Genomic DNA, 22,098 nt, shown 5'->3' with positions numbered 1-22,098 from the left:
TACGGCATGCTTGAAACAGATTCGTTACGTAAGGAATACAAAGGCAAAACGGCGGTTGATAATGTTAATCTCTATTTAAAACAAGGAGAATCAGTTGGTTTGCTTGGTCCCAATGGTGCAGGTAAATCAACTTTAATTTCGATGATGGCAACTTTGTTAAAGCCATCCTCTGGAACAGTAACGTGGAATGGTGAAGATATACTGAAAAATACAAACGTGATTCGTCCCATTTTAGGAATGGTGCCACAGGGAATTGCACTTTATCAAGAATTATCGGCTTATGAGAATGTGAAATTTTTCGGGAAAATATATGGACTGAAAGGCAAACAACTTGAAGAACGAACACAGGCAGTCTTGGAATTAGTTGGCCTTGCTGATCGTCAGAAAGAAATAGTCAGAACATATTCTGGTGGTATGCAGCGCCGCATCAATATTGCGGTCGCTTTACTGCATGAACCAGCGATTATCATTATGGATGAGCCGACAGTAGGAATTGATCCTCAATCACGATTTTATATTCTGGATATGGTGAAGAAGCTTCAGGAAGAACAAGGGATGACCGTTCTGTATACGTCGCATTACATGGAAGAAGTGGAGAAGTTATGTGATCGGATTTATATCATGGATCATGGTAAAGTGATTGCAACTGGTTCAAAGGAAGAGCTGATCAGTATTTTGTCTTCAGAAGAAATGATTAAGCTGGAATTAGATCAGGTAAGTGTTACGTTTAAACAAGCGCTTCAAGCTCAAGAACACATATTAAAAGTAAATGATTGGGAAAAAGGAATCCAATTAGTTGTCTCCAAAAACAACAGAAAGCTGGCGACTATTTTTCGGTTGGCGGAGGAGCATCAAGTTGCTGTTCATAGTGTGCATGTTGCTGTGCCATCATTGGAAGATGTATTCCTTCATTTAACCGGAAGAAAGCTACGTGATTAGGAGGTAGAGTCATGCTGGATTTTATCAAGAAAGATTTAAAACTCCTGTTACGAGACCGAACCGAGTTAATGGTGATGATCTTAATGCCGTTTATATTAATGGTTATTTTAGGATTTGCATTAGGTGGAGTCATGGGGATGAACAGCACTGGTACGGATATTCATGTTGGTTTAATTGATAAAGACAACGAAGAACAAGGTCAGAAGCAGTTTATGAATCAGATACAATCATCACCGGCATCAAAGGCATTAGAGACCGCAGCAAAAATAGTAGCTCCTAAAACCATCCTGACAGAAGTATTGAAGGAAGATTTGAAAGGGGTTGTAACGGTTCAAACGATGACAGAGGCAGACGCTGAAGAAGCGATGGCATCGCAAGAGATAGATGCCTTGATCGTCATTCCGGAGAATTTTACTTATCAGACCCTGATGAATATGCTGTTAGCTGAAAAAGTGACAAGTACGTTGGTAGTAAAAAAAACAGAGCATGCGCACTTTGAAGGAGATATTTTTCAAACGATCTTAGAACAGTTTACACATAGAATGAATGTAGAAGCAGCTATCGGGCAGGTAACACAAGGGAATGCCGTTGCATTAGAGGTCGAGAATGTTGGACAACACGAAACGGTAACCGATAAAGGACCAATATCGGCAATGGAGTATTATACCACTGGTATGGCTGTAATGTTTGCTTTGTATGTTGCGTCAACGATTGCTGCGATGGCCTATCACGAAAAGAACCAGCAAGTGGTAGAACGGATTTTATTGTCCGGTAAGCCTCCGTTATATTTTTTATTAGGTAAAACATTCACGACAATTGTGATTGTCTTTTTTCAAATATGGATTTTATTAGCGATGTCTTCGATCCTGTTGCAATCTTTTCAACCTTACGATGTGGAATTAATTGTAAACGCGCTGTTAATTTCTATGTTTTATGCAATTGCTGTTGGATCTATGGCAAGTTTGCTCGTCGCTTTAACGGTTCGTTACAATGAACCATCGATTGCTGGCATTTTCTCGAGTGGGATTGTCAGTGTCATGGCATTATTGGGAGGAAGTATGATACCTGCTAACAGTTTTCCGGAGGTGATCCAAGCGGTAGGGGACTGGACTCCGAATGGAATGGCGATGAAGGCTTTTATGCTGGTGAATCAAGGAATGTCAGTACAAGATGTATTCCCTTATCTAACACGTTTATTACTTGTGACAATGATTGTTTTGTTGATCAGCTTGCTTATTTTTCCTAAAAGGAGGGTGCAATCATGAGACATATCTTTGTTTTACAGTGCCAACGATTAAGACGGAAACCTTTTATGACCATATCGATGATTGCTCTTACTTTTATTTTTATCATGTTCGTTGGTGGTGCCAATGCTGGGCAACAAACAATTGCAATTCCTGTTCACTTCTCAGAAGATGTCTCGAAAGAAACAGAATTATGGTTAATCGATAAATTGGAAGAACTAGACGGTTTTTCATTTGAAGATACGGAATTGGGCCAGATGAGAGAAGATGTAGCGTTAGGAAATGTCAGCTTAGGTATTACATTGGCAGAGGGTCAATATACCATTATAGCCAGTACCGAAAATCAAAATCAAATGCTTATCGATAATCATCTTCAACTTGTTTACTGGGAAAAACTGAAGCTTGATCAAATTGCAGTTGAGGACCATATAGCAGTGGAAGAGGCATTACAGCAACCTCCTATTGAAGTGGAAAGTTCTTTGAATGAAACAAGCAGCGATGTCCCGCTGTTTGATAATAATTTGCAGGCGTTATTTGGAATGACCTTATTCTTTGCTATTTATACCATAGTTTTCAGTTTGAGTGAAGTAGCAGAAGAAAAACAGCGGGGCAGCTGGGATCGTCTGATTTTGTCTCCTGTTCGCAAATGGCAAATTTATATCGGCTATCTAAGCTATGCATTTGTGATAGGAATGGTGCAAATGATGCTAGTGTTTATTATGTTTGATCGTCTGTTTGACTTTGACATTGGTGACAGCTGGCTGGCTATTATTGTGGTTTGCAGTTTCTATACGTTTGCGATTGTAGCACTTGGTATGCTGTTAATTGGTCTGGTAAACCGATCGTCACAATTAAATGCGGTGGTTCCAACTATTGCGGTAAGTATGGCGATGCTTGGCGGGGCATACTGGCCAAGTGAAATTGTGGATAATCAAGTGGTTGAATTCGCTGCGCAACTGATTCCTGTAACATATGCGATGGATGCTTTAAAGGGAGTGGCAATCTATGGGCATCCATTACAGGACATTACGCAATCAGTCGTCATCCTGTTTTTAATGGGAGTGTTTTTTATGGGAATCGGTATTAACCTGATGGAGAGGCGATAATCGCAGCTGGTACACGCTCCATTTCAGTTTGTTAAACCAGAGTCTATAATCATTGGCTTACAGAAATGCTTAAGCCAACCGTTATTCGTCTTGAGGGAATCGGAATGGTTGGCTTAAGTTGCAGGATTGAAAGTCGAATATTGAACGGAGCATTTATTTTAATGATTACCACCTATTTGTATTCCTTTTCTTATACTGTATATGATGGTGACGATCACTAGCACAATGGCACAGGCATAGGCTGTTACGGCGACGTTCATATAATCTGATTGATTCTTCACACCAATTCCGATAAAAGCCCAAATAAACACTAGCACATAGAAAATATCCTTTTGGCTCCAAAGAAAAAAATAAGCTAATAATGTAGCGACGATAATCATTACCATCGTCCAAAAAACCGCATGCTGATCCCATCCAATAAATACTAGATAATAGCTAATATTAGCAATAGTCGCAACACTGATCCATCCTAAATAAATAGAAAAGGGTAAGATGTCAAAGGTTGATCCTTTCACTTGTCGCGCACGTAAGTACAGTGTAATTAGGGTTAGCAACAGACCGATCATCAAGATGGTGCTCAGCCAGAAGATCTGATAATGCCAGCAAAGTAACCAGGCCACATTAAGAATGGAACTAATCCAGAATAATTCGCTGCATGCTTGATACACAGGAGCATTTCGTCTGTTGCTAGGTAACTGCGCAAATACCCAGATAGCCAGTAATAGATAAATCAGTCCCCAAATACTAAAAACATAACCTGCAGGAGTAAATAAAACAGTTAGTTGATTAGATATTTCTCCAGTTGTCATGCCGTTTATCGGGATGATATTTGCTAAGGCATTAACAACTACAACGAGTAATAAAGCGGTCAAGTTTACCCAAAAATTTCTCAATGGTTACGTTCCTCCTTTTTAAGTTGCTGGAAAGTCTCCAACGCACGTTCTCTGGCGTATTGGTGTTCAATAATTGGATGTGGATAGTCTTTACCTAGCGTTATACCTGCATCTTGCAATACTTCCTCCGGTGCTTTCTGAGGAAAGTGGAGGTGTTCGATAGGTAGATCTCGTAATTCTGGCAGCCATTTTTGTATATACGTTCCATCTGGATCGAATTTCTCTGCTTGTTTCACAGGGTTGAAAATTCGAAAGAAAGGGGAGGAGTCAAATCCTGTTCCAGCTACCCATTGCCACCCCATCGTATTATTAGCTAAGTCATGATCCACTAACAGCCGTGAAAACCAGGCCTGTCCTTCCAGCCAGTGAATTAACAGATGTTTAACTAAAAATGAACCGGTAACCATACGCACACGATTATGCATGTAACCTGTTTCAAGAAGCTGACGCATACCAGCATCGACCAAGGGATAACCAGTTAGTCCTTTTTTCCAGCTCTCAAGTAGCATAGGATCCGGCTTCTGCCATTGAAATGCTTGAAACTTTGTCTGAAGTGGCTGATCGATAATGTGAGGAAAAAATGTTAGCTGATGATAGGCGAATTCACGCCAAACAAGCTGTTTCAAAAAAGTTTCCGTGCTTTCTTCCATTGTATGTTGTAATCGATTTTCGATGCTGGTTATTTCTAATGCATCCTTAGCTTCATGCCAGATCAGCTTTGGACTAATCTCGCCATGTGATAAATGATGAGATAAGCGAGAGGTAGCATCAACTCCTGGAAAATCGCGATATTCCTGGTAGTCGTCGATTTGATCATGCAGAAATCGACGCCATTTGTATAGCGCTTGTTGCTCACCTGCTTGCCAGTACATGTTTAATTGCGAATTTTTGGTATGTGGGACTGTCGATGCTTTGCCGTTATACCAATCCACTTTATGCGGTACTGGATAAGGTTTGGCTATTGGTAAGGAACGCAAGCTTTTCCAAAAGGATGTAAACACTTTGTATGGCTTTTGTTGTTTATTTAAAATAGTGCCAGGTTCGGTAAGCACGTTCCCGTGGAATCGTCTGACTGGAACTGATAAGCAGTCCATTAGTTGTTCGTCTTGTTTGCGGCTCTCTGGTCCGTATTGATAATGATAATACACCGCATCCGCATTAAATGCTTGGACAACCTCTTGTATGATTTGAACAGGATTTCCTTGTTTGATAACTAAAGTGGCACCTTTGTCTTGTAGTTGCTGCTGAAAGGCAGTAATAGCCTGCAGGCGGTACCATTCACTGTTGGTATCTTCAGTTTCATTATGTATATAAAGGGGTATCACTTTACCATCCATAGCGGCGTGGTACAGAGCCGGATGATCCAAAATGCGTAAGTCATCTTTGAACCAGACAATTATTGTTTTATTCATTGTAGGCACCTCACTATTCTATTTGTAGTATACCCGTTATTACTTCTGATGAACGTAAAAATGTAAGGAGATGACGATGAACCAACTTCAATTTAACTATTACAGAAAAATGTTGATGACTGAAATTGCTGATAACGCGACACAGGCAAATCTTGTTGCTTTTCAAACAAGACATAAATATCTGCTAATGGCACTAGCGCCAGCTACACAAAAAGAAATAGGACGAGTGATTGCTAATCATCAACAGCTAGAAATAACAAAGATAGGTAAAGAAGTGCAAGGAAGGATTGCATTAATAAGTGACATTCCTTCTCGTGGAGTGGTAGCAAATGCTGTCAGTCATATGTTTGGGTATTTTCGAGAGGAGTTAACCGTAGAGGAGAAAGATCAATTTTTATGGAAACTTACAAAATATCGTGAAGGGAGTATACAGCTGCCAGAGATTTTGCATCAAATAGCAGAGTGGGCATGGCTTTTTCAGAAAAAGTATGTGCAAGTCCAATCGATTCTTTCTGGATAGTAAAGAAAGCATAAAAGTGCAGTCACAGCAGTGATCATATGGAATATGAAGTGGAGTTCCTATAATATGGATTATGTCAACTAACCCATCGCTAGCCAAGCATTCATATTGATATATTTAATGTGCTGGGATACCGCTTCGGCCAACCACTTCGCGTCCTGCGGGGCACGGCTGGAGCTAACTTTGTGAAGAAGAACGCTTCACAAAGTGGATCTCCAGCACCTGCACAATCCCGCGGGAGTCTCCGTGGTTGGCCTCCGCTGATGTGTAGCTCCACAATTTATTCGACAGCTAGGATATGAAGCACTATCTGCAAGATTCATACCATAATTGATGAAATACATTGCTAAGCACCACTGCTTCTAGCTGTTCCAATCGTTGTAGTACTTCCCATTAGCGTAGGAAATAGGCGGAGACTCCCGTGGAATCAGCGCGAGCTGAAGATCCAATTAGGAAAGAAAAGTATTTTCTTTCCTAATTTAGCTGAAGCCGTGCCCACAGGACGCGGAGCCTATTTCCGGAGCTTTGCTAAGCAGATAAAATATTTCAAAATGACCATTCAGCAATACAGCCTATGTGTTGACATAATCCATATTATAGGAAGTTATATATATAATTTATTTCAATAAAACCGGGCGGGGTTGCTCGGTTTTTCTCTATTAGATGAGAATAGATGATAGAAAAAAGGAAACAGCACTAAATGATTGGCTGCTTCCTTCTTGTTGCTTAGTTTTGGATATATTTTTCAAATACTTCGCCGAAATCTTTACGAGTATTCTCGTTGTAAGTAGCCTGAAACCAGTCATAGGCAAAATGGGTTGCTTTCTCAAATTCGGTTGCGATATTTCCATCATGGAATCGGTTGTCGGTAAAAAGAGACTGTGAAGCTTGTAAACTGTCTTTAGCAAAATCTTTCATTCGTGACTCTTCATCCTGAATGTGTGAGATTTTTACTAATGATTTATATAAGTCTGCGATTGCTTCGCCTTCTTTTTTGTCAATATCGACGGAAAGGGCTTGGTTGCCAATCGAAAATTTAATTTCCAAATCTAAATCGATTGTTCCAGCTGTCTCAACGGAAACATGACGAATTTGATGCTGATAGTAATCGTAACGGAAGATGTTTCGTTTACTGCTGGAAGCTTTTTCACCGTCGAGGTGGATCAAAGCGCGATTAGTAAAGCAATATTCATCTGATTTTGATTTGATTAGAAAATGAATCTTTTCCCCATCTTCATGTAATACATAATCATCAGAGTCTGTTTTGTCAAAATCTTCTGGAAGAATGATCTTACCAATATCACTTAATCCTAAAGCGTCACTTGCAATTTTTTTAAACATATAACTCCTCCTCAATGTTTAGATACATGTATATCTTAACGTATTTTTCCCCATACAAGAAGTAATTCACGAACGAATCTTATTCTTTTTTCTAGTGCGCCAAAGAATTCCTCCGAGAAGCGCGGCAAAATAAATAATTAAAGCTAGCATCGTATACACATACATAATTGGTTGATTTTGTACATATCCAACTACTGGAATGTTTAAAATAAGTAATAACGGAAAACCGAAAAGTAATGCTGTCCCGCTACCCATCACAAGATTGTCTGTTGTATTGGAACGGAATTTTGGGTCCACAGCTTTGACCAGCGCCATTCCCGTTGAAATCGTTCCTGTCTGCATGCCGTAGAATCCAAGAATGTTCGGTAATACGTCCTCAGGATACACTCTTGGAATAATCCATACAAAGAATAAAATGGTAATAAGACCGCCAGCCGTGGTAATGATCACTACTGGTAATAAGTAATCCTGTAAGGCATAAATCGAAATGGCAGTAATCGCAGCTGCAATCATATAATCAAAAGAGAAACCAGCAATACGCTGCAATAAATAGTTATTCGGTGTGTGTTCTAATTTGAAACCACGATTTTTAAGTTTATTTAAGATGATACGGAATAGTACAGCATACAGACTTCCGATAATGAAGTGGAAGCCGATTAACAACTGTCCTAAGGTTTCTCCGAACGCTCCAATAGGGGAGAGTAAATCACTTAAGCCATAAATGGTGATATACGTAATGAAATAAATAGTCCCGATTAAGGCTACCTGGAACGTCAGTTTGTCAATAGCATCTCCGAGCGGAATTTCATCTGGTTCCATTTTTTCTACTAATTTGTCATGTGTTGTATCTTGTTTGGATTTAGAAGCGGTGCGATATCGTTTCGCTAATAGATTCATAAAAATGATACCAACTAATGTTGCCCAAATAAATCCGATTCCAGCGATCGTCAGTCCGAGGTTGCCTCCACCTGTTACACCAAGCTCTTGCCACTGTGTACCAATGGAAAAAGCCTGACCAGGTCCTTGACCAAAGCCTAGTGGTAACAACAGACCGATACCGGGGAAGAAATCTGGATAGATTGTTTCTACTAATAACAGAAACAAACCAAAACCAATAATCCCTTGTAGAACATAGCCCGTAACAATTAGCATACCCGCGTTCATGACACCTGGCGTATTTTCCATATTACGCTCCTTGAGAGAAAGAGCAATAAAGCCGATTGCCATTAAATGATAGACAAGATTACCGAGCATATCCTGATCAAATGGAATAATTCCTAATAGTTCTTCTCCTAACAGAAGACCGATAAATCCGGCAATCATGGAAGTGGGGATGATTAATTTATTTAAGATCGGAATTCTTGTTTTAAACACAGTCGCAATTGCTAAGATAATAGATATATAAATAAAGTCGAGGACAAAATCCCATGTACCTGTCATGAAGTCTGCTCCTTTTCTAACAGATTCTGCTGCAGCCGCTGGATCATTTGTAACCATTGATAGCAAGAGGAACGAGGACTGGTAAAAATCACTTCGTATAGATGATCATCATGAAAGAAGCTTAGCTTATGATGAAAGTGGATATTAACAGCTTCCATATCATCTAAAAAGAAGGTCTGTCTCGCACCATCTTCTGCTGCAAACGTAATTGTATTTTCCTTTAAATGAATCGTACCTTCTAATAGTTTCTCGAAAGGCTTCTGATCTATTGAACGATATAAGGTAACGATATCTTCCATTTGTGGTGGATCAAGAATGATTTGATTCAACGCTTGTAATTGCCAGTCGCTCCACTGATGTGGTGTGTCGAATCTGGATGATTCCCCAGCGAAGAAGCCTTGTTCTGTATACGTAACCTGATAATGACAGGATGTACAGGAAAAGGTATCATGATCAGAATGCATGGAGCCTACGGACTCGCAGGCTGGACATACAAATAGAAGCCTCTCCAGATAATGCGCATTATGCTTACCTCGGAAGCGATAGCCTTTTTCTTTTTGCCATTCCATTTCATCATGATATAGGGAAGTTGTCAGTGTTTGATGAATCTCTGCAACAGAGAGATTGCTTACTTCTTCTGTGTCCCATATCTTTTGATAACTTATTTCAATTGTACCTTTTCGATCACCGTCGCCCCAACGTGGATGCGTTAAATAGCCACCTTTAATTTTGGCCGCAACTACCGGAATTTTTAGCAATTTTACTAATTTAGCTGTTGAATAGATAACAGGCTCTGTCACACCATCCCAATTCCTGTTTCCCTCAGGAAAAAGTCCAATAACTCGGCCGTGATTTTTCGCTTTGATTGCATTGCGGATTGTACTGGTGTCATTTTTGAACTTCGTTTTACGGATAGCGCCTGTATAATCTAATACTCTTTTTAGTAATGGTTTGCGAAAAAGTGGTTCACCTGCGATAAATGAAATCGGCTCATCTACAAAAAGATTAATATATAATGGATCCCAGTTGTTAACATGGTTACTGACGATTAAATACGGAGGCTGTATGTCTTTTGTATCATTTCTTGTTACCTTAAAGGTTGTCGTTCTCCTTAAATAGAGATGTATACTTGATAATAGGAAGTTCTTTACCCATTTACTTGGTTTTTTCTCGATGCTCATTGCAGTACCTCGCTTTCCTTTTTATTTCCAGTAACTATAAGCAGTAGTACGCTATTATTATATTACATGATTACTAAGAGATAGTGAATATGAGAATACTGGATATTGTTCGTTAATTTGAGTAAAAAGTCCTGAGGTATCCAAATGACAAAAAAGCAACTGGAGTGTCATTTGTGACAAAACAGTTGCTTTCTTCAAGGTATTTTGCTTCTAAGCGTTCTTATAAAAAAGGATATGCCCTGCTTCAGCTAACCAATTCGCTTCCTCATTATTTACATGTACGAGAAAGGGAAGGGGGGGGACGTAATTCCGGTCATACCACTCCTTGTTCTACCATAGCATCGGCAACTTTTTCAAAACCTGCAATGTTAGCGCCCATGACGAGGTTGCCGGCATGCCCATATTCTGTTGCTGCATTTACACAACGTTTGTATATGTTCGCCATGATTTTTTGAAGCTGATCATCCACTTCCTTGAAGTCCCAAGAAAGTCTTAGACTGTTCTGTGACATTTCTAAAGCAGAGACAGCTACACCACCAGCATTTGCAGCCTTACCAGGAGCAAATAATATACCATGATTCATAAACGTTTCGATCGCATCTGCAGTACAAGGCATATTGGCACCTTCACCGACAGCTTGTACGCCATTTTCCACTAATCTCTTTGCCGCATCTTTGTCTAATTCATTTTGTGTGGCACATGGCAGTGCAATATCACAGGCAATATCCCAAATGGCAGAAGAATTAGAGATGAATTCTGCATCTTGGTGTTGGTTCACATATTCTTTAATTCGTTTCTCTTCCACTTGCTTGATTTGTTTCACAGTATCAATATTAATACCATTTTTGTCATAGATATAGCCATCTGAATCACTGCATGCTACCACTTTGGCGCCTAATTCCTTGGCTTTTTCCATCGCATAAGTTGCGACGTTACCGCTGCCGGAAACGACTACTGTCTTATTCTCGAAATTATCTTGCTGATCTTGCAGCATTTCTTTTACAAAATAGACAGCTCCGAAACCAGTCGCCTCTTTTCGTGCCAAACTGCCTCCATAGTTTAAGCCTTTTCCGGTTAACACACCTGCTTCGTATTGACCGCGCATTTTTTTGTATTGACCAAAGAGATAGCCGACTTCGCGAGAACCGACACCGATATCTCCAGCAGGGACATCTTTGTCAGGACCGATGTGCTTGAATAATTCACTCATGAAGCTCTGACAGAAGCGCATGATTTCAACGTCTGATTTCCCTTTTGGATCAAAATCAGCGCCACCTTTACCGCCACCAATCGGCAAACCGGTCAATGAATTTTTGAAAATCTGTTCGAATCCAAGAAATTTAACAATACTTAAATTGACAGAAGGGTGAAAACGAACTCCTCCTTTATAAGGGCCGATCGTATTGTTAAATTGAATGCGATAACCGCGATTGACCTGAATTACTCCATCATCGTCTACCCAGGGTACACGAAAACTGATAGCACGGTCTGGTTCGACGATGCGCTCTAATATATTATGTTCCATATAAACGGCTTTTTTCTCAAAGACAGGAACAAGTGAATGGAAAATTTCGCTGACCGCCTGAAGAAATTCATCTTCATTTGGATTTCGCTTTTTTACTGTTTCGAATACTTGATTTACGTAATTTGTTGCAGACTGTTTTGCGTTTGCCATCGTCACTAATTCTCTCCTTGTTCTGGTTAAAGTTTTTCATCTACAGAATGTTGTTCCCTATACCCGATTGACTCAAACGGTACTTCTCCCTGATGTTGAAGCATTTGATTGTTCGAATTTTTTATCTGATGGTACGAAATAAAGAATGATCATTCCACATACAAACAGGATGATTAAGCTTAATATTCCTGCATTAGATTTCCCGGTTATTTGAGCGGTAACGCCAAGTAACAATGGTCCAGTAATAGAGGCGAACTTCCCAAAAATGTTGTAAAAACCAAAGAATTCGTTTGCATTGTTTTTTGGAATTAATTTGGCAAAGTAAGACCTGCTTAATGCTTGCAAACCGCCTTGTGAAGTGGCGACCAGCATGGCAAGTACCCAGAAATCAAATGCTGTTTCTAAGAAATATCCATAAATACAAACGACCATATATATAATAATACCAACATTTAACATGCTTTTTGCAGAAAAACGATCCGCTAATCTACCGTACAAAATTGCGAATGGAGCAGCAACGACCTGAGTAACGAATAATACTACTAACAATACTGTAGAACTAAGACCGACATCTGTTCCATATGCGGTAGACATTGAAATAATCGTACCTACACCATCGATATAAAAGAAATAAGCTATTAAAAATAAAGTTAAATATTTATATTGTTTAATATTGCGGATGGTGCGAAATAATCTTTTGAAACTTTGGCTGACTGGCTTAGGATCTCTTTCTATATAATGCACCTGTTGGACATTTTTTATAATGGGTATAGCAAAAATCGCCCACCATGAACACGTAATCAGAAAGGCTACTTTACTTGCGGTGGTACTGGTATTGGGGAGGACTCCTTGCTGGGCAAGTAAAATGATAGCAATACTAAGAACAAAAGGAATGGCACTACCGATATAACCGAGAGCAAATCCACGAGAAGAAACTTTATTCATCCGTTTATCGTCTGTTACATCTACAAGGAAGGCATCATAAAAAACATTTGCACCAGTAGATCCTAAAGATGCCAATGTGTAAAACACTAACAGCAGCAGCCATTCTCCTTCGGGAACAAAAATAAGTGCAAAGGTGGAGAAAATACCTAAACAGATGAAGCTGACAAAAAATCTTTTTTTCAAGCCTTTATAATCAGCGATAGTTCCTAGTATAGGTCCTAGCATTGCCAATATAAAGGTGAAAATGGAAATGGTATATCCTAAATATGCCGTGGAATCAGCTGCTTCGATCCCTACTGCACTTGCTTGTGCTTTGTAAAAGATGGGGAAAATAGCTGTTGTTATAATAATGGAATATGCAGAGCTTCCCCAGTCATAAAAAACCCAACTTTTTTCATGTTTTGTTAACTTGTCCATTACGTCACCATCCTTGATTGTTTAGGTGTATGGTACTCTCTGTTTTATTTTACTAAAGATTTTGGCTAAAAACTCAGTAGATCAAAAAAAATTTACATAAAGTTTATTTTTTTTGGAAACGGGTACATTATAATCAGTACATCATTAAAATGAGAGGATGAGAGTAATGTATAAACCATTACAAGCTTTCTTTAAGACGGAAAATGATGCAGAGTCTGTAAAGGCAGATTTAAATAAGTTGAAGACCAATGATATTCGTGTGGATCAATTACCTGATGCTGACCATACGCTGATTCTGACCCCGTTAACTTATTCAGGTAACAATACTTCTGGAATGGGAGCAGGCGGTGGTATTGTGGCAGCCTTCAGACAAGATGATGAAGGGTTAGAAGTAGATAATGACCCGAGAGAGTACACGTTAGAGTGTGAAGTGTCTGAGGATGATTTTCAAGAGGCATTAAGAATTATTATGGATAATGAGGGATATGTTGACCAGGAGTCTTTCAATAAATAACAAAAAAAGCGGAATCGTCCAAACGGTTCCGCTTTTTTACATATTAGGAAAACATAAAATTTTAGAATGTACCAATAATAGGAAAAACAAGAAAAGCCCACCCGGTTCAAACTAACAGAATAATGTACAACTTCCTATAATATGGATTATGTAAACTAGCCGCTTTATGCTTAGTGGTAATTTTGAAATGATTCATGTGCTGGGATACCGCTCCGTCCAACCACTCCGCGTCCTGCGGGGCACGGCTGAAGCTAACTTTGTGAAGAAGGGCGCTTCACAAAGTGGATCTTCAGCGCCTGCATAATCCCGCGGGAGTCTACGTGGTTGGCCTACGCTAGGATTTTGGCTCTACAAATTCTGGAATTGCTAGCATATTGATTGCACCATAAATATCAGATTTTAAATAACATAATACCGAGAACCACTGCTTTTAGCTGCACCGTAAGTTGTAGCACTTCCCTTAAGCGCAGGAAATAGGCGGAGACTCCCGTGGAATCAGTGCGAGCTGAAGATCCACTTATATTTGTGCCTGTGTCTGCAAGTATCGCTTCGAAGTGAGCTTCCTCGGCACAATGCAGCACAGATGCTGTTCAAGTAGTAGCCTAGCTGAAGCCGTGCCCACAGGACGCGGAGCCTATTTCCGGAGCTTTGCAACGCAGATAAAATATATCAAAATGATCATTCTGCAATACAGCCTTAGTTTACATAATCCATATTATAAGAACCAAACGTGATGTTCAGCATGATTTGTTCTATTGCTGTACTTATATATTTTTTTGCTGATAGGAAAAACTCGGCATTTGCTTATGAAGAGGCGAATGCCGAGTTTCTTTGAGAATACTCACCGAAGTGGGAAGATAGGTGATACAATATTGTTTTATTCATCCTTGCTAGTCTTACCAGAAGAAAAGTGGCAGGAACGCAATTGTTGCGATGGCGCCAAGAGCGATACCTAAACCAAATCCTCCTCGGCCGTAACCACCATATCCACCACCGTAATAGCCAATACCATATCCACCCATTCGGTTATTTCCGCCAAATGGCTCTAGAAAAACCTTCGAGCGATTAACATTTCGGATAACGCCTCTGTGTATTTCACCATTATGTGTCACGATTCGTACCGGACGTCCCATATTATTACAACAAAAATCATAGTGTGACATGACCAAGCTCCTTTCCATTAGCAATTACCTCTAACTTTTACTAGCATATGCCAGTTAATAGGAAGGGAGTGGTCAGTTGTACGTCGGCACATTCATTAATTTTCAGTAGAAAGAAAGCTGACTTCATTTAGAATCTTTTTGTTATTGGTATGCAATAATGCGGTAGCTGTACATTTTTTACTTTTCATGAAGCGGTGAACGACATTAAAGCCAATCATATAACCAAGATTTTTTGGGGCACCACGCAAGCCATACATAATAATGTCATGTTTGGCATTTCCTCTTGTTACCTGCTGATTTGGTTCTATCCATTTCTTCCACAACCTTGCTAATTCTTTATCAGATACCGTAGTAACGCGCTTATTGCCATAGGATGGACCAACCATCTTTCGGACTAGCCATTCAGCGATGCCTTCAAGCATAATGGCATCTTCTAATGTATAATCTTGCTCTGGTTTAGGAAAACGTTGGAGGCGGCAAATATGGCTGTATTCATGGATGACCAGCGCTGCAACTTCACGCTTGGCTGCACCTTTTTGCAAAAACAAAAAAAGTTTATCAGGAAAACTTAATCCTGCATTGCCGTTAAACCATTCCTTTAACTCTGGGATGGACTCGTTAGAAGGAAAAATAAAAATATCTGTGTCAGGCCCTTTCCAGCTTTGTTTACACTTCTGATACATTTTATTAACTGCTTGTTCGTAGGATTGCTGTTTCCACTCTTGCCAATCTTCTTGACTGATGTCTGCAGCGAACAGACCATGTTGTAATAAATGCTGGTGAATGGCAGAAGATTCAACTGCAGGAAAGGAATCACCTAAGTATTTGGAGATCATCGATTGCTGCAGGCGGAACGCTTCTTTTTTAGATTTTGCTTCTTTCTTTTCAATGAAGGTGTCAATCCACTTAGTAGTAGGGTGAATAGTCACGTCCGATCCCCCGTTTTCCCACGATAAATAAGTACGTATGCAAGAAGTCGTTATACTTATCATTTAATTGATAATGGTGAAAGAGTGTATCGATTGCTTCGTCGGATATGGAGGAAGGTAAGGCAGGCGGTGTATGCGATATCTTTGTGAGCTGATCTGCAGTAATAACATCGAGAGATTGCTTTTCGAATTGCAGGAGCCATTCTTGCTTTGAAAACAGTTGTGGCAGCTGGTAGAAGGATTTAATTTCCTCTTCTTCTTCTGGACGAAGCTGATCAGACTTAACCATTTCTACAAGAACGATCTGACCATCAGGCTTTAATAAATCAGTTAAAAATTCGAGGTTTTCTGAAATCGGTGTGAAAGCAAGAACTGATTCCGATACAATCAGATCAAAGAAGTCATGCATAAATAGTAGCTCCTCGATCCGTTGCTGCATAATTTCGATCAATGGCATTTGTAACGTTTCTTTTTTGGCGATTTGTACCATTTCATTGGATTGATCAATTCCATACAGAAAAGCTTCAGTATGGTCTCGTAATTGTTTCAATGTTTGGCCAGTACCACAGCCGATTTCTAAGATGTGTTTCATTTGATCGAAATGAATCTGTTGTATCCACTGCTTGGTAGTGGCTTTTCCGCCCGGATGTGCATAGGCTATTTTTAACTGATTCAGGAGGTCTTGATAGCTGAACATTGGTTTCAGTCCTTTCTGGATTTAGGTTTGCTTTCTATATGGTTTATATTTAAATTTAATTGTAGTATTATTAACTATTAGAAAGATAAATCACAGTTGTATTTAGTGTATACACAACTTCTAAAGAAGGTGAATCAATTGGAACAAAAAGAAATTGAATTATTGAAATTATTAGAAAAAAACGGTCGAATGGATAATGAAACGATTAGTAAAATGCTAGATGTTCCATCAGCAGAAGTGGAAGAGATGATTCAAAAACTAGAAAAAGAACATGCCATCCTTGGATATTCCACGTTGGTTGATTGGTCTAGTGTTTATGAATATGAAGGTGTCGCAGCGTTAATAGATGTAAAAGTAACACCTGTTCGCGGCTTGGGTTTTGACAAAATCGCATCCAGAATTTACCGTTTCCCAGAAGTGAAAGCTGTTTATCTAATGTCAGGCGCTTATGATCTAAGTGTATCGGTAGAAGGAAAGACAATGATGGAAGTAAGTCGCTTTGTTTCCGATAAACTTTCGACGTTGGATACCGTTTTGTCTACTACTACTCACTTTATTTTGAAAAAATACAAACATGACGGAATTATATTTGATGATGGCGACGATGATGACAAACGCATCATGGTGACTCCATGACACGTTCATACTTAGCAAAGCAAGTACAAGATATTAAACCATCCGGTATTCGTAAATTCTTTGATCTAGCTTCGAAAATGGATAATGTGATATCACTAGGTGTAGGGGAACCAGATTTCGTAACTCCCTGGAATGTGATCGAAGCTAGCTATCATTCGCTTGAACAAGGTTATACAGCATATACAGCAAATGCAGGTTTGTTAGAACTTCGTGAAGAAATTAGTAAATACTTATATGAAACATTTAATGTATCTTATAATCCGGAAAATCAATTGCTAGTTACTGTTGGGGCGAGTCAGGCGATTGACGTTGCTTTACGAACGATATTAGATCAAGGCGATGAAGTAATTATCGTTGAGCCTTGTTTTGTTTCATATGGACCAGCTGTTTCTTTGGCAGGTGGTGTACCTGTATCTGTTAGTGCAACAGCGGATAATGCGTTTAAGATCACACCGGAGCAAGTGGAAGCAGCAATTACGCCACGTACAAAAGCGATTGTACTGTGCAGTCCTAATAATCCAACGGGTGCTGTTTTAAGTAAAGAAGAATTAACAGCTGTTGCAAAAGTCATCGAAAAGCACGATTTAGTCGTTCTCTCGGATGAAATATACGCAGAGCTTTCTTATGATGAACTTGCAAGCAGTATGGCAGCGATTGAAGGAATGAAAGAACGTACGATTGTTATTTCCGGTTTCTCCAAAGCCTTCGCGATGACTGGTTGGCGATTGGGTTATGTGGCTGGTCCTGTTGAGATTTTGGCTGCCATGACCAAAATACATCAATATACCATTATGTGTGCGCCAACTATGGCTCAGCATGGTGCACTAGAGGCATTGCGTAACGGTAATGACAGCGTGAGAGAGATGAAAACGAGCTATCGACAACGTCGTAATTTTGTTGTTAAAGCATTGAATGAAATGGGCTTATCCTGCCATTTGCCAGGAGGAGCATTTTATGTATTTCCTTCGATCCAATCGACTGGGTTCAGTTCTGAAGAATTTGCTCAAAAGTTGTTGGAAGAAGAAAGAGTAGCGGTAGTTCCAGGCCATGTGTTTGGAGAGAGTGGAGAAGGATATATTCGCTGCTCCTATGCAACTTCTATTAAACAATTGGATGAAGCGATGAAACGAATGGAACGTTTTGTTAATCGTCATAGTAAAATGGATGAACCAACAGTTTAATTAACTGTTGGTTTTTATTTTTTAAAATTAGTATTTAGTCAATTTGATAAACTAATATATTGATAGTGTTAATCCTCTCGTTTATAATGAAAAGGAAGAATGTAGAGAGGATGTCAAACATGGAAATAAAGCGGATACATGACGTGATGATCAGTATTGATAAGGGTGCGGATCTTTCGTTGCCGGAACAAGTCCTTGTTGATCTGGATCGGAAATTAACAGCACCATTTCCTGTTAAGTGGAATGATGTAAATATTAACGAACTTGAAAGTAAAGGAAATACGGAAGTAGAAGGCGAAATTGAACATATTGATTATTCAAAACCGTTTATAGAGCAAAGAGCAGATCCATATTTATATAAACATACAGATGGATATTATTATTTCACAGGGTCATATCCGTTATATGACCGAATTGTTTTAAGAAGGTCGAAAACTATCGAAGGCTTACCAGAAGCAGAAGAAAAGGTTATATGGTGGAAGCATGAATCAGGTATTATGTCAGAACATATATGGGCGCCGGAAATTCACTATATTGATGGTAAGTGGTACATGCATTTCGCTGCTGGTGAAAAAGAGGATGTCTGGGCAATCAGACCTTATGTATTAGAATGTGATGCAGAGAATCCATTAGAAGGCGAATGGATTGAAAAAGGACAAATCAATACCTCTTTTCAAAGTTTTTCACTAGATGCTACTACATTTGAGCATCAAAGTAAACGGTATTTAGTATGGGCTCAAAAAGTCGAGAATGATACGATTTCTAATCTGTATATTGCAGAGATGGAAAATCCGTGGACGATCAAGCAACAAGTTTTACTTTCAACACCTGAATATGATTGGGAAGTAATCGGATTTGATGTGAATGAAGGTCCTGCTATGATTAAAAATGATCAACGCATTTTTATTGCATTTTCAGCTAGTGCAACCGATGAGAACTATGCAGTTGGTCTACTGCATGCAGATGTAGGCAGTGATTTATTGGATCCGTCTTCCTGGACAAAGGAGAAGAATCCGGTACTTGTATCCAGTGACGAAACAAAGAAATATGGACCAGGCCATAATAGCTTTAGTGTCGATGAGAATGGGAATGATATTCTCATCTACCATGCGAGACCATATAAAGGATTTAATACGGAGAATCCATTATACGATCATAATCGCCATGCTCATATTCAAAGACTATTCTGGACAGAAGACGGATTCCCGTACTTCGGTCAGCCAGGTTATAAGTTAGATTTCTCCAATCACAAAGCAAAGGCGTATATAACACTGAACTAATCTAAAGCAGCAAAGAGGACAAATGACAGTTCTCCTTGTTGCTTTTTTGTATGATGAAAATTCAGGTTAAGATTGGGGGGATAAGTGTAGTTCTGATCATACATATGTCTACTAAGGTTGTATTGCAAGATGGTCATTTTGAAATATTTTATCTACTTAGTAAAGCTCCCGGAAATATGCTTCAAGTCCAGTGAGCACGGCAGTCTGCCAGGCTACTACTTGTGCTGCCTTGTGCCGAGGAAGACCACTTCAAAGCGATACTTGCAGATGCAGGCACAGACAAAGTGGATCTTCAGCTCGCGGTGAGGCATGAGGAGTCTCGGCATATTTTCTAAGCTTAAGCAATGGTTTCTAGATATCGTAACGGTAAGAGTGCGTGGGGCTACTGATCATGGAATATTACTCTACAATATACTCAATTTCATCATATTTACGTGAATATTTAATGTGAAGATTTTTTTGGTCAAAATACCAAATATCGGACTCTTCAACGAAAAATTGAATGCCTTCTTCTGTAATCTCTGCGCCAAGATTATTGGGTTCTGCTTTTTCGAGTGCCAGGGAGAAGCCCTTATGTACGCCGCCAAATCCGCCGTATCTAGCGAAAAAACGGATTGAATCGCCCTCTGTTAACTCTAATTCGTTGATGAACCATTTTGCTGCAGGCTTTGTAATGGACATTTCCATCATCATTCCTCCTTCCTTCTCTATACTAACGAATTTAGAGGTATGTAGCTAGCAAAAAAGAATAAAATTATTATTGTTATATTATCTAACAAAAGTTTGTGCAACTGTAAACTATAATTGTATAATTCTAGTAAGGTCACGTTACAACGGAAACGCAATAGGTGGTGTATCACATGGCAGAAAGTCAAAGTCCTTCGTACAAGGAACGTAAGGTGATAACGATAGGCGTGGTAAGTGAACTGACGGGGCTTTCAGAACGTCAAATTCGTTATTACGAGGAAAGAAAGCTTGTTTTTCCAGAACGTTCGGCAAAAGGCAATAGAAAATACTCTTTTGCGGATGTAGAATTACTGATCGATATTGCGAATAAGCGTGAAGAAGGTGTCCAAACCTACGAGATTAGACAAGATATGATACGGGCAGAGAAAAAGAAAGAGAAAAAATTACGCAAAGAACTACTTCGAGGGGAAATCAACGCACGTTTCGGTATCCAAAAAGAAAGATAAAAAAAGAGATAAGGAGAAGCCTAATGAAGACCAGGCTCCTCCTTATCTTTTTTTGGATTAAAACGTGTGAATTTCATTGCACTCTGTTTCTCGAATTCTACACAGAATTTCTCATAATCATGTACGATTTCACTTATAGGTTTGTTATAGAGGTCTTGATCATCTTTATCCACAATACCATTGGCCACCAACTGCTGAATCAGATACACTTTCTGCTTCTCAACTGCTTCGCGCAAAAAAGCCATGAGATTAACCTCCTAATAATGATAAATGCAATATGCATCCTTTTATAAGAAAAGTATTACCATTTCTGTTATATGTTATACAAAAAAACTTCATGTCACTTTCACAGAATTGTGTCTAAATTGTAGTAAAATTGTAATATGGAATAAAAAAATCGAATGATTTCGTAGATTACAACGGCTGTAATATAATGATTGAAGGAAATAGTAATGGGCTAGTAGATTAAAAGTAGGATATGTCTTTACTATATGCCATTATTTTAACTTTGTCATGGCGAATGTCAATAAAGTTTACATACAATTTAATTATTCTTAGTGAGGGGTTTACAAATGTCCAATCCTAAAGTGTCTGTCCTGATCACGACTTACAATCGTCATGTTGCACTAGCAGAACTACTAGCCGCTCTTATAGAGCAAACTTTCCAGGATTTTGAGGTTATTATTATTAATGATGCTGGTAAACCGGTCGATCATGTAGTCGCTTTATATCCAGAGCTTCAGATCAGTGTTATCCAATTATCGGAAAATCATTACCACGTTTATGCACGTAATCAAGGATTGAGAGTTGCTAGGGGGAAATTTATTATGCTGATGGATGATGATGATTTGCCGTTGTCTACTCATCTGGAAACAATGATACAGCATATAGAGCGTGTCGATCTAGTTTATTCAGATGTTGAAATTGTCAACTATCACAAAGGAGATAAGAGTAGAACACCACTAAATCATCAGCTCTTTGCATATGATTTTAATCTTGCAGCTATGCGTACATTTTCGACATATGTTCCTTCGGGCAGTTTGTACCGTAAATCACTTCACAAAGATATCGGCCTATTTGATGAGGAAGTTCGGAATTATTGGGACTGGGATTTCTTTTTGCGTATAGCAGAAAAACATCGAATCAAACGTGTGGCGGTCGCAAGTATACTATATGAATTTTCCGAGTATGGTCAGAATCAGTCCAAGAAACTAGATAGTATGCGATTATATTTAGATCGATTATCAGAAAAACATCAGTTAGGCAGCTTGCCAACTAAAAACTTCTTTCTGCTATTAGATGAACCAGAAGTAAAAAAGAGGCAAGCAGAGAGCCAGCGAGTCTGGGACGGGAAAACAATGCCCAAATCCAGGTTGAACAGCTAGGAGGAAA

At 39.2% G+C, this 22,098-nt stretch carries 22 protein-coding genes; 10 read left to right on the top strand and 12 right to left on the bottom strand.

The genetic code is table 11. The features are described 5' to 3' along the window. The first annotated feature begins 6 nt into the window (after positions 1–6). From MUN87_RS10955 to MUN87_RS10945, 3 genes are read left to right on the top strand one after another with little or no spacing between them, the layout of a single operon-like run. Positions 7–939, top strand: coding sequence for an ABC transporter ATP-binding protein (locus MUN87_RS10955; RefSeq protein ID WP_244747807.1), 933 nt, complete (start codon positions 7–9; stop codon positions 937–939). An 11-nt stretch (positions 940–950) separates the two neighbouring features. Continuing rightward, positions 951–2,204 carry an ABC transporter permease gene (locus MUN87_RS10950; RefSeq protein ID WP_244747805.1) on the top strand — a complete coding sequence of 418 codons (1,254 nt, stop codon included), beginning with the start codon at positions 951–953 and terminating at the stop codon, positions 2,202–2,204. Then, a complete protein-coding gene (locus tag MUN87_RS10945; RefSeq protein WP_244747804.1) occupies positions 2,201–3,289 on the top strand; it encodes an ABC transporter permease in 1,089 nt (362 codons plus the stop codon). The genes MUN87_RS10950 and MUN87_RS10945 overlap by 4 nt, the downstream gene beginning before the upstream one ends. A 158-nt stretch (positions 3,290–3,447) precedes the next feature. Here MUN87_RS10945 and MUN87_RS10940 read toward each other — a convergent pair whose 3' ends face one another. Both MUN87_RS10940 and MUN87_RS10935 read right to left on the bottom strand, forming a co-directional pair. Beyond that, a complete protein-coding gene (locus MUN87_RS10940) occupies positions 3,448–4,182 on the bottom strand; it encodes a TspO-related membrane protein (RefSeq protein ID WP_244747802.1) in 735 nt (244 codons plus the stop codon). Further along, positions 4,179–5,594: a cryptochrome/photolyase family protein gene (locus tag MUN87_RS10935; RefSeq protein WP_244747801.1), complete on the bottom strand. Its 1,416-nt coding sequence runs from the start codon at positions 5,592–5,594 to the stop codon at positions 4,179–4,181. The genes MUN87_RS10940 and MUN87_RS10935 overlap by 4 nt, the downstream gene beginning before the upstream one ends. Positions 5,595–5,670: 76 nt before the next feature. Between MUN87_RS10935 and MUN87_RS10930 the strand changes: the two genes are divergently transcribed. Beyond that, complete coding sequence (locus MUN87_RS10930; RefSeq protein ID WP_244747800.1) at positions 5,671–6,114, top strand: DUF1722 domain-containing protein; 444 nt, start codon at positions 5,671–5,673, stop codon at positions 6,112–6,114. 726 nt (positions 6,115–6,840) lie between these two features. Here the strand turns inward: MUN87_RS10930 and MUN87_RS10925 are convergent. The 5 genes from MUN87_RS10925 to MUN87_RS10905 all read right to left on the bottom strand — a co-directional run bounded on the left by MUN87_RS10925 (position 6,841) and on the right by MUN87_RS10905 (position 13,113). After that, complete coding sequence (locus MUN87_RS10925; RefSeq protein WP_244747799.1) at positions 6,841–7,455, bottom strand: PH domain-containing protein; 615 nt, start codon at positions 7,453–7,455, stop codon at positions 6,841–6,843. A 66-nt stretch (positions 7,456–7,521) separates the two neighbouring features. Beyond that, positions 7,522–8,895 carry a sodium/glutamate symporter gene (locus MUN87_RS10920; RefSeq protein ID WP_244747798.1) on the bottom strand — a complete coding sequence of 458 codons (1,374 nt, stop codon included), beginning with the start codon at positions 8,893–8,895 and terminating at the stop codon, positions 7,522–7,524. Next, positions 8,892–10,076, bottom strand: a complete 1,185-nt coding sequence (locus MUN87_RS10915) for a lysophospholipid acyltransferase family protein (RefSeq protein WP_244747797.1) — start codon at positions 10,074–10,076, stop codon at positions 8,892–8,894. Before MUN87_RS10915 ends, MUN87_RS10920 begins: the two co-directional genes overlap by 4 nt. Before the next feature lie 313 nt (positions 10,077–10,389). Further along, the gene (gene gdhA, locus MUN87_RS10910; protein ID WP_244747796.1) at positions 10,390–11,751 is read right to left on the bottom strand and encodes an NADP-specific glutamate dehydrogenase; all 1,362 of its coding nucleotides are present in this window, start codon (positions 11,749–11,751) and stop codon (positions 10,390–10,392) included. A 72-nt stretch (positions 11,752–11,823) separates the two neighbouring features. Further along, positions 11,824–13,113: an MFS transporter gene (locus MUN87_RS10905; RefSeq protein ID WP_244747795.1), complete on the bottom strand. Its 1,290-nt coding sequence runs from the start codon at positions 13,111–13,113 to the stop codon at positions 11,824–11,826. A gap of 166 nt (positions 13,114–13,279) precedes the next feature. On the opposite strand from MUN87_RS10905, the gene MUN87_RS10900 reads away from it, so the two are divergent. Next, positions 13,280–13,627: a hypothetical protein gene (locus tag MUN87_RS10900; RefSeq protein ID WP_244747793.1), complete on the top strand. Its 348-nt coding sequence runs from the start codon at positions 13,280–13,282 to the stop codon at positions 13,625–13,627. An 896-nt stretch (positions 13,628–14,523) separates the two neighbouring features. Here MUN87_RS10900 and MUN87_RS10895 read toward each other — a convergent pair. From MUN87_RS10895 to MUN87_RS10885, 3 genes are all read right to left on the bottom strand, one after another. Further along, positions 14,524–14,790 (bottom strand): hypothetical protein, encoded by a 267-nt coding sequence (locus tag MUN87_RS10895; protein WP_244747791.1) that lies wholly within the window; start codon positions 14,788–14,790, stop codon positions 14,524–14,526. A gap of 95 nt (positions 14,791–14,885) precedes the next feature. Beyond that, positions 14,886–15,719, bottom strand: a complete 834-nt coding sequence (locus MUN87_RS10890) for a DUF2268 domain-containing putative Zn-dependent protease (RefSeq protein WP_244747790.1) — start codon at positions 15,717–15,719, stop codon at positions 14,886–14,888. Next, positions 15,697–16,416, bottom strand: coding sequence for a class I SAM-dependent methyltransferase (locus tag MUN87_RS10885; protein ID WP_244747788.1), 720 nt, complete (start codon positions 16,414–16,416; stop codon positions 15,697–15,699). Before MUN87_RS10885 ends, MUN87_RS10890 begins: the two co-directional genes overlap by 23 nt. A gap of 138 nt (positions 16,417–16,554) precedes the next feature. Here MUN87_RS10885 and MUN87_RS10880 point away from each other — a divergent pair, with 138 nt between their 5' ends. The 3 genes from MUN87_RS10880 to MUN87_RS10870 all read left to right on the top strand — a co-directional run bounded on the left by MUN87_RS10880 (position 16,555) and on the right by MUN87_RS10870 (position 19,513). Beyond that, complete coding sequence (locus MUN87_RS10880; RefSeq protein ID WP_244747787.1) at positions 16,555–17,052, top strand: Lrp/AsnC family transcriptional regulator; 498 nt, start codon at positions 16,555–16,557, stop codon at positions 17,050–17,052. Further along, the gene (locus MUN87_RS10875; RefSeq protein WP_244747786.1) at positions 17,049–18,233 is read left to right on the top strand and encodes an aminotransferase; all 1,185 of its coding nucleotides are present in this window, start codon (positions 17,049–17,051) and stop codon (positions 18,231–18,233) included. Before MUN87_RS10880 ends, MUN87_RS10875 begins: the two co-directional genes overlap by 4 nt. Before the next feature lie 119 nt (positions 18,234–18,352). Further along, a complete protein-coding gene (locus tag MUN87_RS10870) occupies positions 18,353–19,513 on the top strand; it encodes a family 43 glycosylhydrolase (protein WP_244747785.1) in 1,161 nt (386 codons plus the stop codon). Between the two features lie 399 nt (positions 19,514–19,912). On the opposite strand, the gene MUN87_RS10865 is transcribed toward MUN87_RS10870, so the two are convergent. Then, positions 19,913–20,200 carry a HesB/YadR/YfhF family protein gene (locus MUN87_RS10865; RefSeq protein ID WP_244747952.1) on the bottom strand — a complete coding sequence of 96 codons (288 nt, stop codon included), beginning with the start codon at positions 20,198–20,200 and terminating at the stop codon, positions 19,913–19,915. A gap of 173 nt (positions 20,201–20,373) precedes the next feature. Between MUN87_RS10865 and MUN87_RS10860 the strand changes: the two genes are divergently transcribed. Beyond that, complete coding sequence (locus MUN87_RS10860) at positions 20,374–20,706, top strand: MerR family transcriptional regulator (RefSeq protein WP_244723125.1); 333 nt, start codon at positions 20,374–20,376, stop codon at positions 20,704–20,706. Positions 20,707–20,726: 20 nt separating this feature from the next. Here the strand turns inward: MUN87_RS10860 and fbpA are convergent, their stop codons facing one another. Then, positions 20,727–20,951 carry a Fur-regulated basic protein FbpA gene (fbpA, locus tag MUN87_RS10855; RefSeq protein ID WP_244747784.1) on the bottom strand — a complete coding sequence of 75 codons (225 nt, stop codon included), beginning with the start codon at positions 20,949–20,951 and terminating at the stop codon, positions 20,727–20,729. Positions 20,952–21,278: 327 nt separating this feature from the next. Here fbpA and MUN87_RS10850 point away from each other — a divergent pair, with 327 nt between their 5' ends. Further along, positions 21,279–22,091, top strand: coding sequence for a glycosyltransferase family 2 protein (locus MUN87_RS10850; protein ID WP_244747783.1), 813 nt, complete (start codon positions 21,279–21,281; stop codon positions 22,089–22,091). The last annotated feature ends 7 nt before the right edge of the window (positions 22,092–22,098 follow it).

This window comes from Gracilibacillus salinarum, assembly GCF_022919575.1.
In the GTDB taxonomy this organism is placed as follows: Bacteria; Bacillota; Bacilli; order Bacillales; family Amphibacillaceae; genus Gracilibacillus; species Gracilibacillus salinarum.
This window is presented reverse-complemented; position numbering and strand designations above follow the sequence as displayed.

Bases quoted from the DNA above. Each gene is read 5' to 3' on its own strand.
- MUN87_RS10955 (WP_244747807.1), top strand. From the start codon at position 7: ATGCTTGAAACAGATTCGTTACGTAAGGAATACAAAGGCAAAACGGCG.
- MUN87_RS10950 (WP_244747805.1), top strand. From the start codon at position 951: ATGCTGGATTTTATCAAGAAAGATTTAAAACTCCTGTTACGAGACCGA.
- MUN87_RS10945 (WP_244747804.1), top strand. From the start codon at position 2,201: ATGAGACATATCTTTGTTTTACAGTGCCAACGATTAAGACGGAAACCT.
- MUN87_RS10935 (WP_244747801.1), bottom strand. From the start codon at position 5,594: ATGAATAAAACAATAATTGTCTGGTTCAAAGATGACTTACGCATTTTG.
- MUN87_RS10930 (WP_244747800.1), top strand. From the start codon at position 5,671: ATGAACCAACTTCAATTTAACTATTACAGAAAAATGTTGATGACTGAA.
- MUN87_RS10925 (WP_244747799.1), bottom strand. From the start codon at position 7,455: ATGTTTAAAAAAATTGCAAGTGACGCTTTAGGATTAAGTGATATTGGT.
- MUN87_RS10920 (WP_244747798.1), bottom strand. From the start codon at position 8,895: ATGACAGGTACATGGGATTTTGTCCTCGACTTTATTTATATATCTATT.
- MUN87_RS10915 (WP_244747797.1), bottom strand. From the start codon at position 10,076: ATGAGCATCGAGAAAAAACCAAGTAAATGGGTAAAGAACTTCCTATTA.
- gdhA (WP_244747796.1), bottom strand. From the start codon at position 11,751: ATGGCAAACGCAAAACAGTCTGCAACAAATTACGTAAATCAAGTATTC.
- MUN87_RS10905 (WP_244747795.1), bottom strand. From the start codon at position 13,113: ATGGACAAGTTAACAAAACATGAAAAAAGTTGGGTTTTTTATGACTGG.
- MUN87_RS10900 (WP_244747793.1), top strand. From the start codon at position 13,280: ATGTATAAACCATTACAAGCTTTCTTTAAGACGGAAAATGATGCAGAG.
- MUN87_RS10895 (WP_244747791.1), bottom strand. From the start codon at position 14,790: ATGTCACACTATGATTTTTGTTGTAATAATATGGGACGTCCGGTACGA.
- MUN87_RS10885 (WP_244747788.1), bottom strand. From the start codon at position 16,416: ATGTTCAGCTATCAAGACCTCCTGAATCAGTTAAAAATAGCCTATGCA.
- MUN87_RS10875 (WP_244747786.1), top strand. From the start codon at position 17,049: ATGACACGTTCATACTTAGCAAAGCAAGTACAAGATATTAAACCATCC.
- MUN87_RS10870 (WP_244747785.1), top strand. From the start codon at position 18,353: ATGGAAATAAAGCGGATACATGACGTGATGATCAGTATTGATAAGGGT.
- MUN87_RS10865 (WP_244747952.1), bottom strand. From the start codon at position 20,200: ATGGAAATGTCCATTACAAAGCCTGCAGCAAAATGGTTCATCAACGAA.
- MUN87_RS10860 (WP_244723125.1), top strand. From the start codon at position 20,374: ATGGCAGAAAGTCAAAGTCCTTCGTACAAGGAACGTAAGGTGATAACG.
- fbpA (WP_244747784.1), bottom strand. From the start codon at position 20,951: ATGGCTTTTTTGCGCGAAGCAGTTGAGAAGCAGAAAGTGTATCTGATT.
- MUN87_RS10850 (WP_244747783.1), top strand. From the start codon at position 21,279: ATGTCCAATCCTAAAGTGTCTGTCCTGATCACGACTTACAATCGTCAT.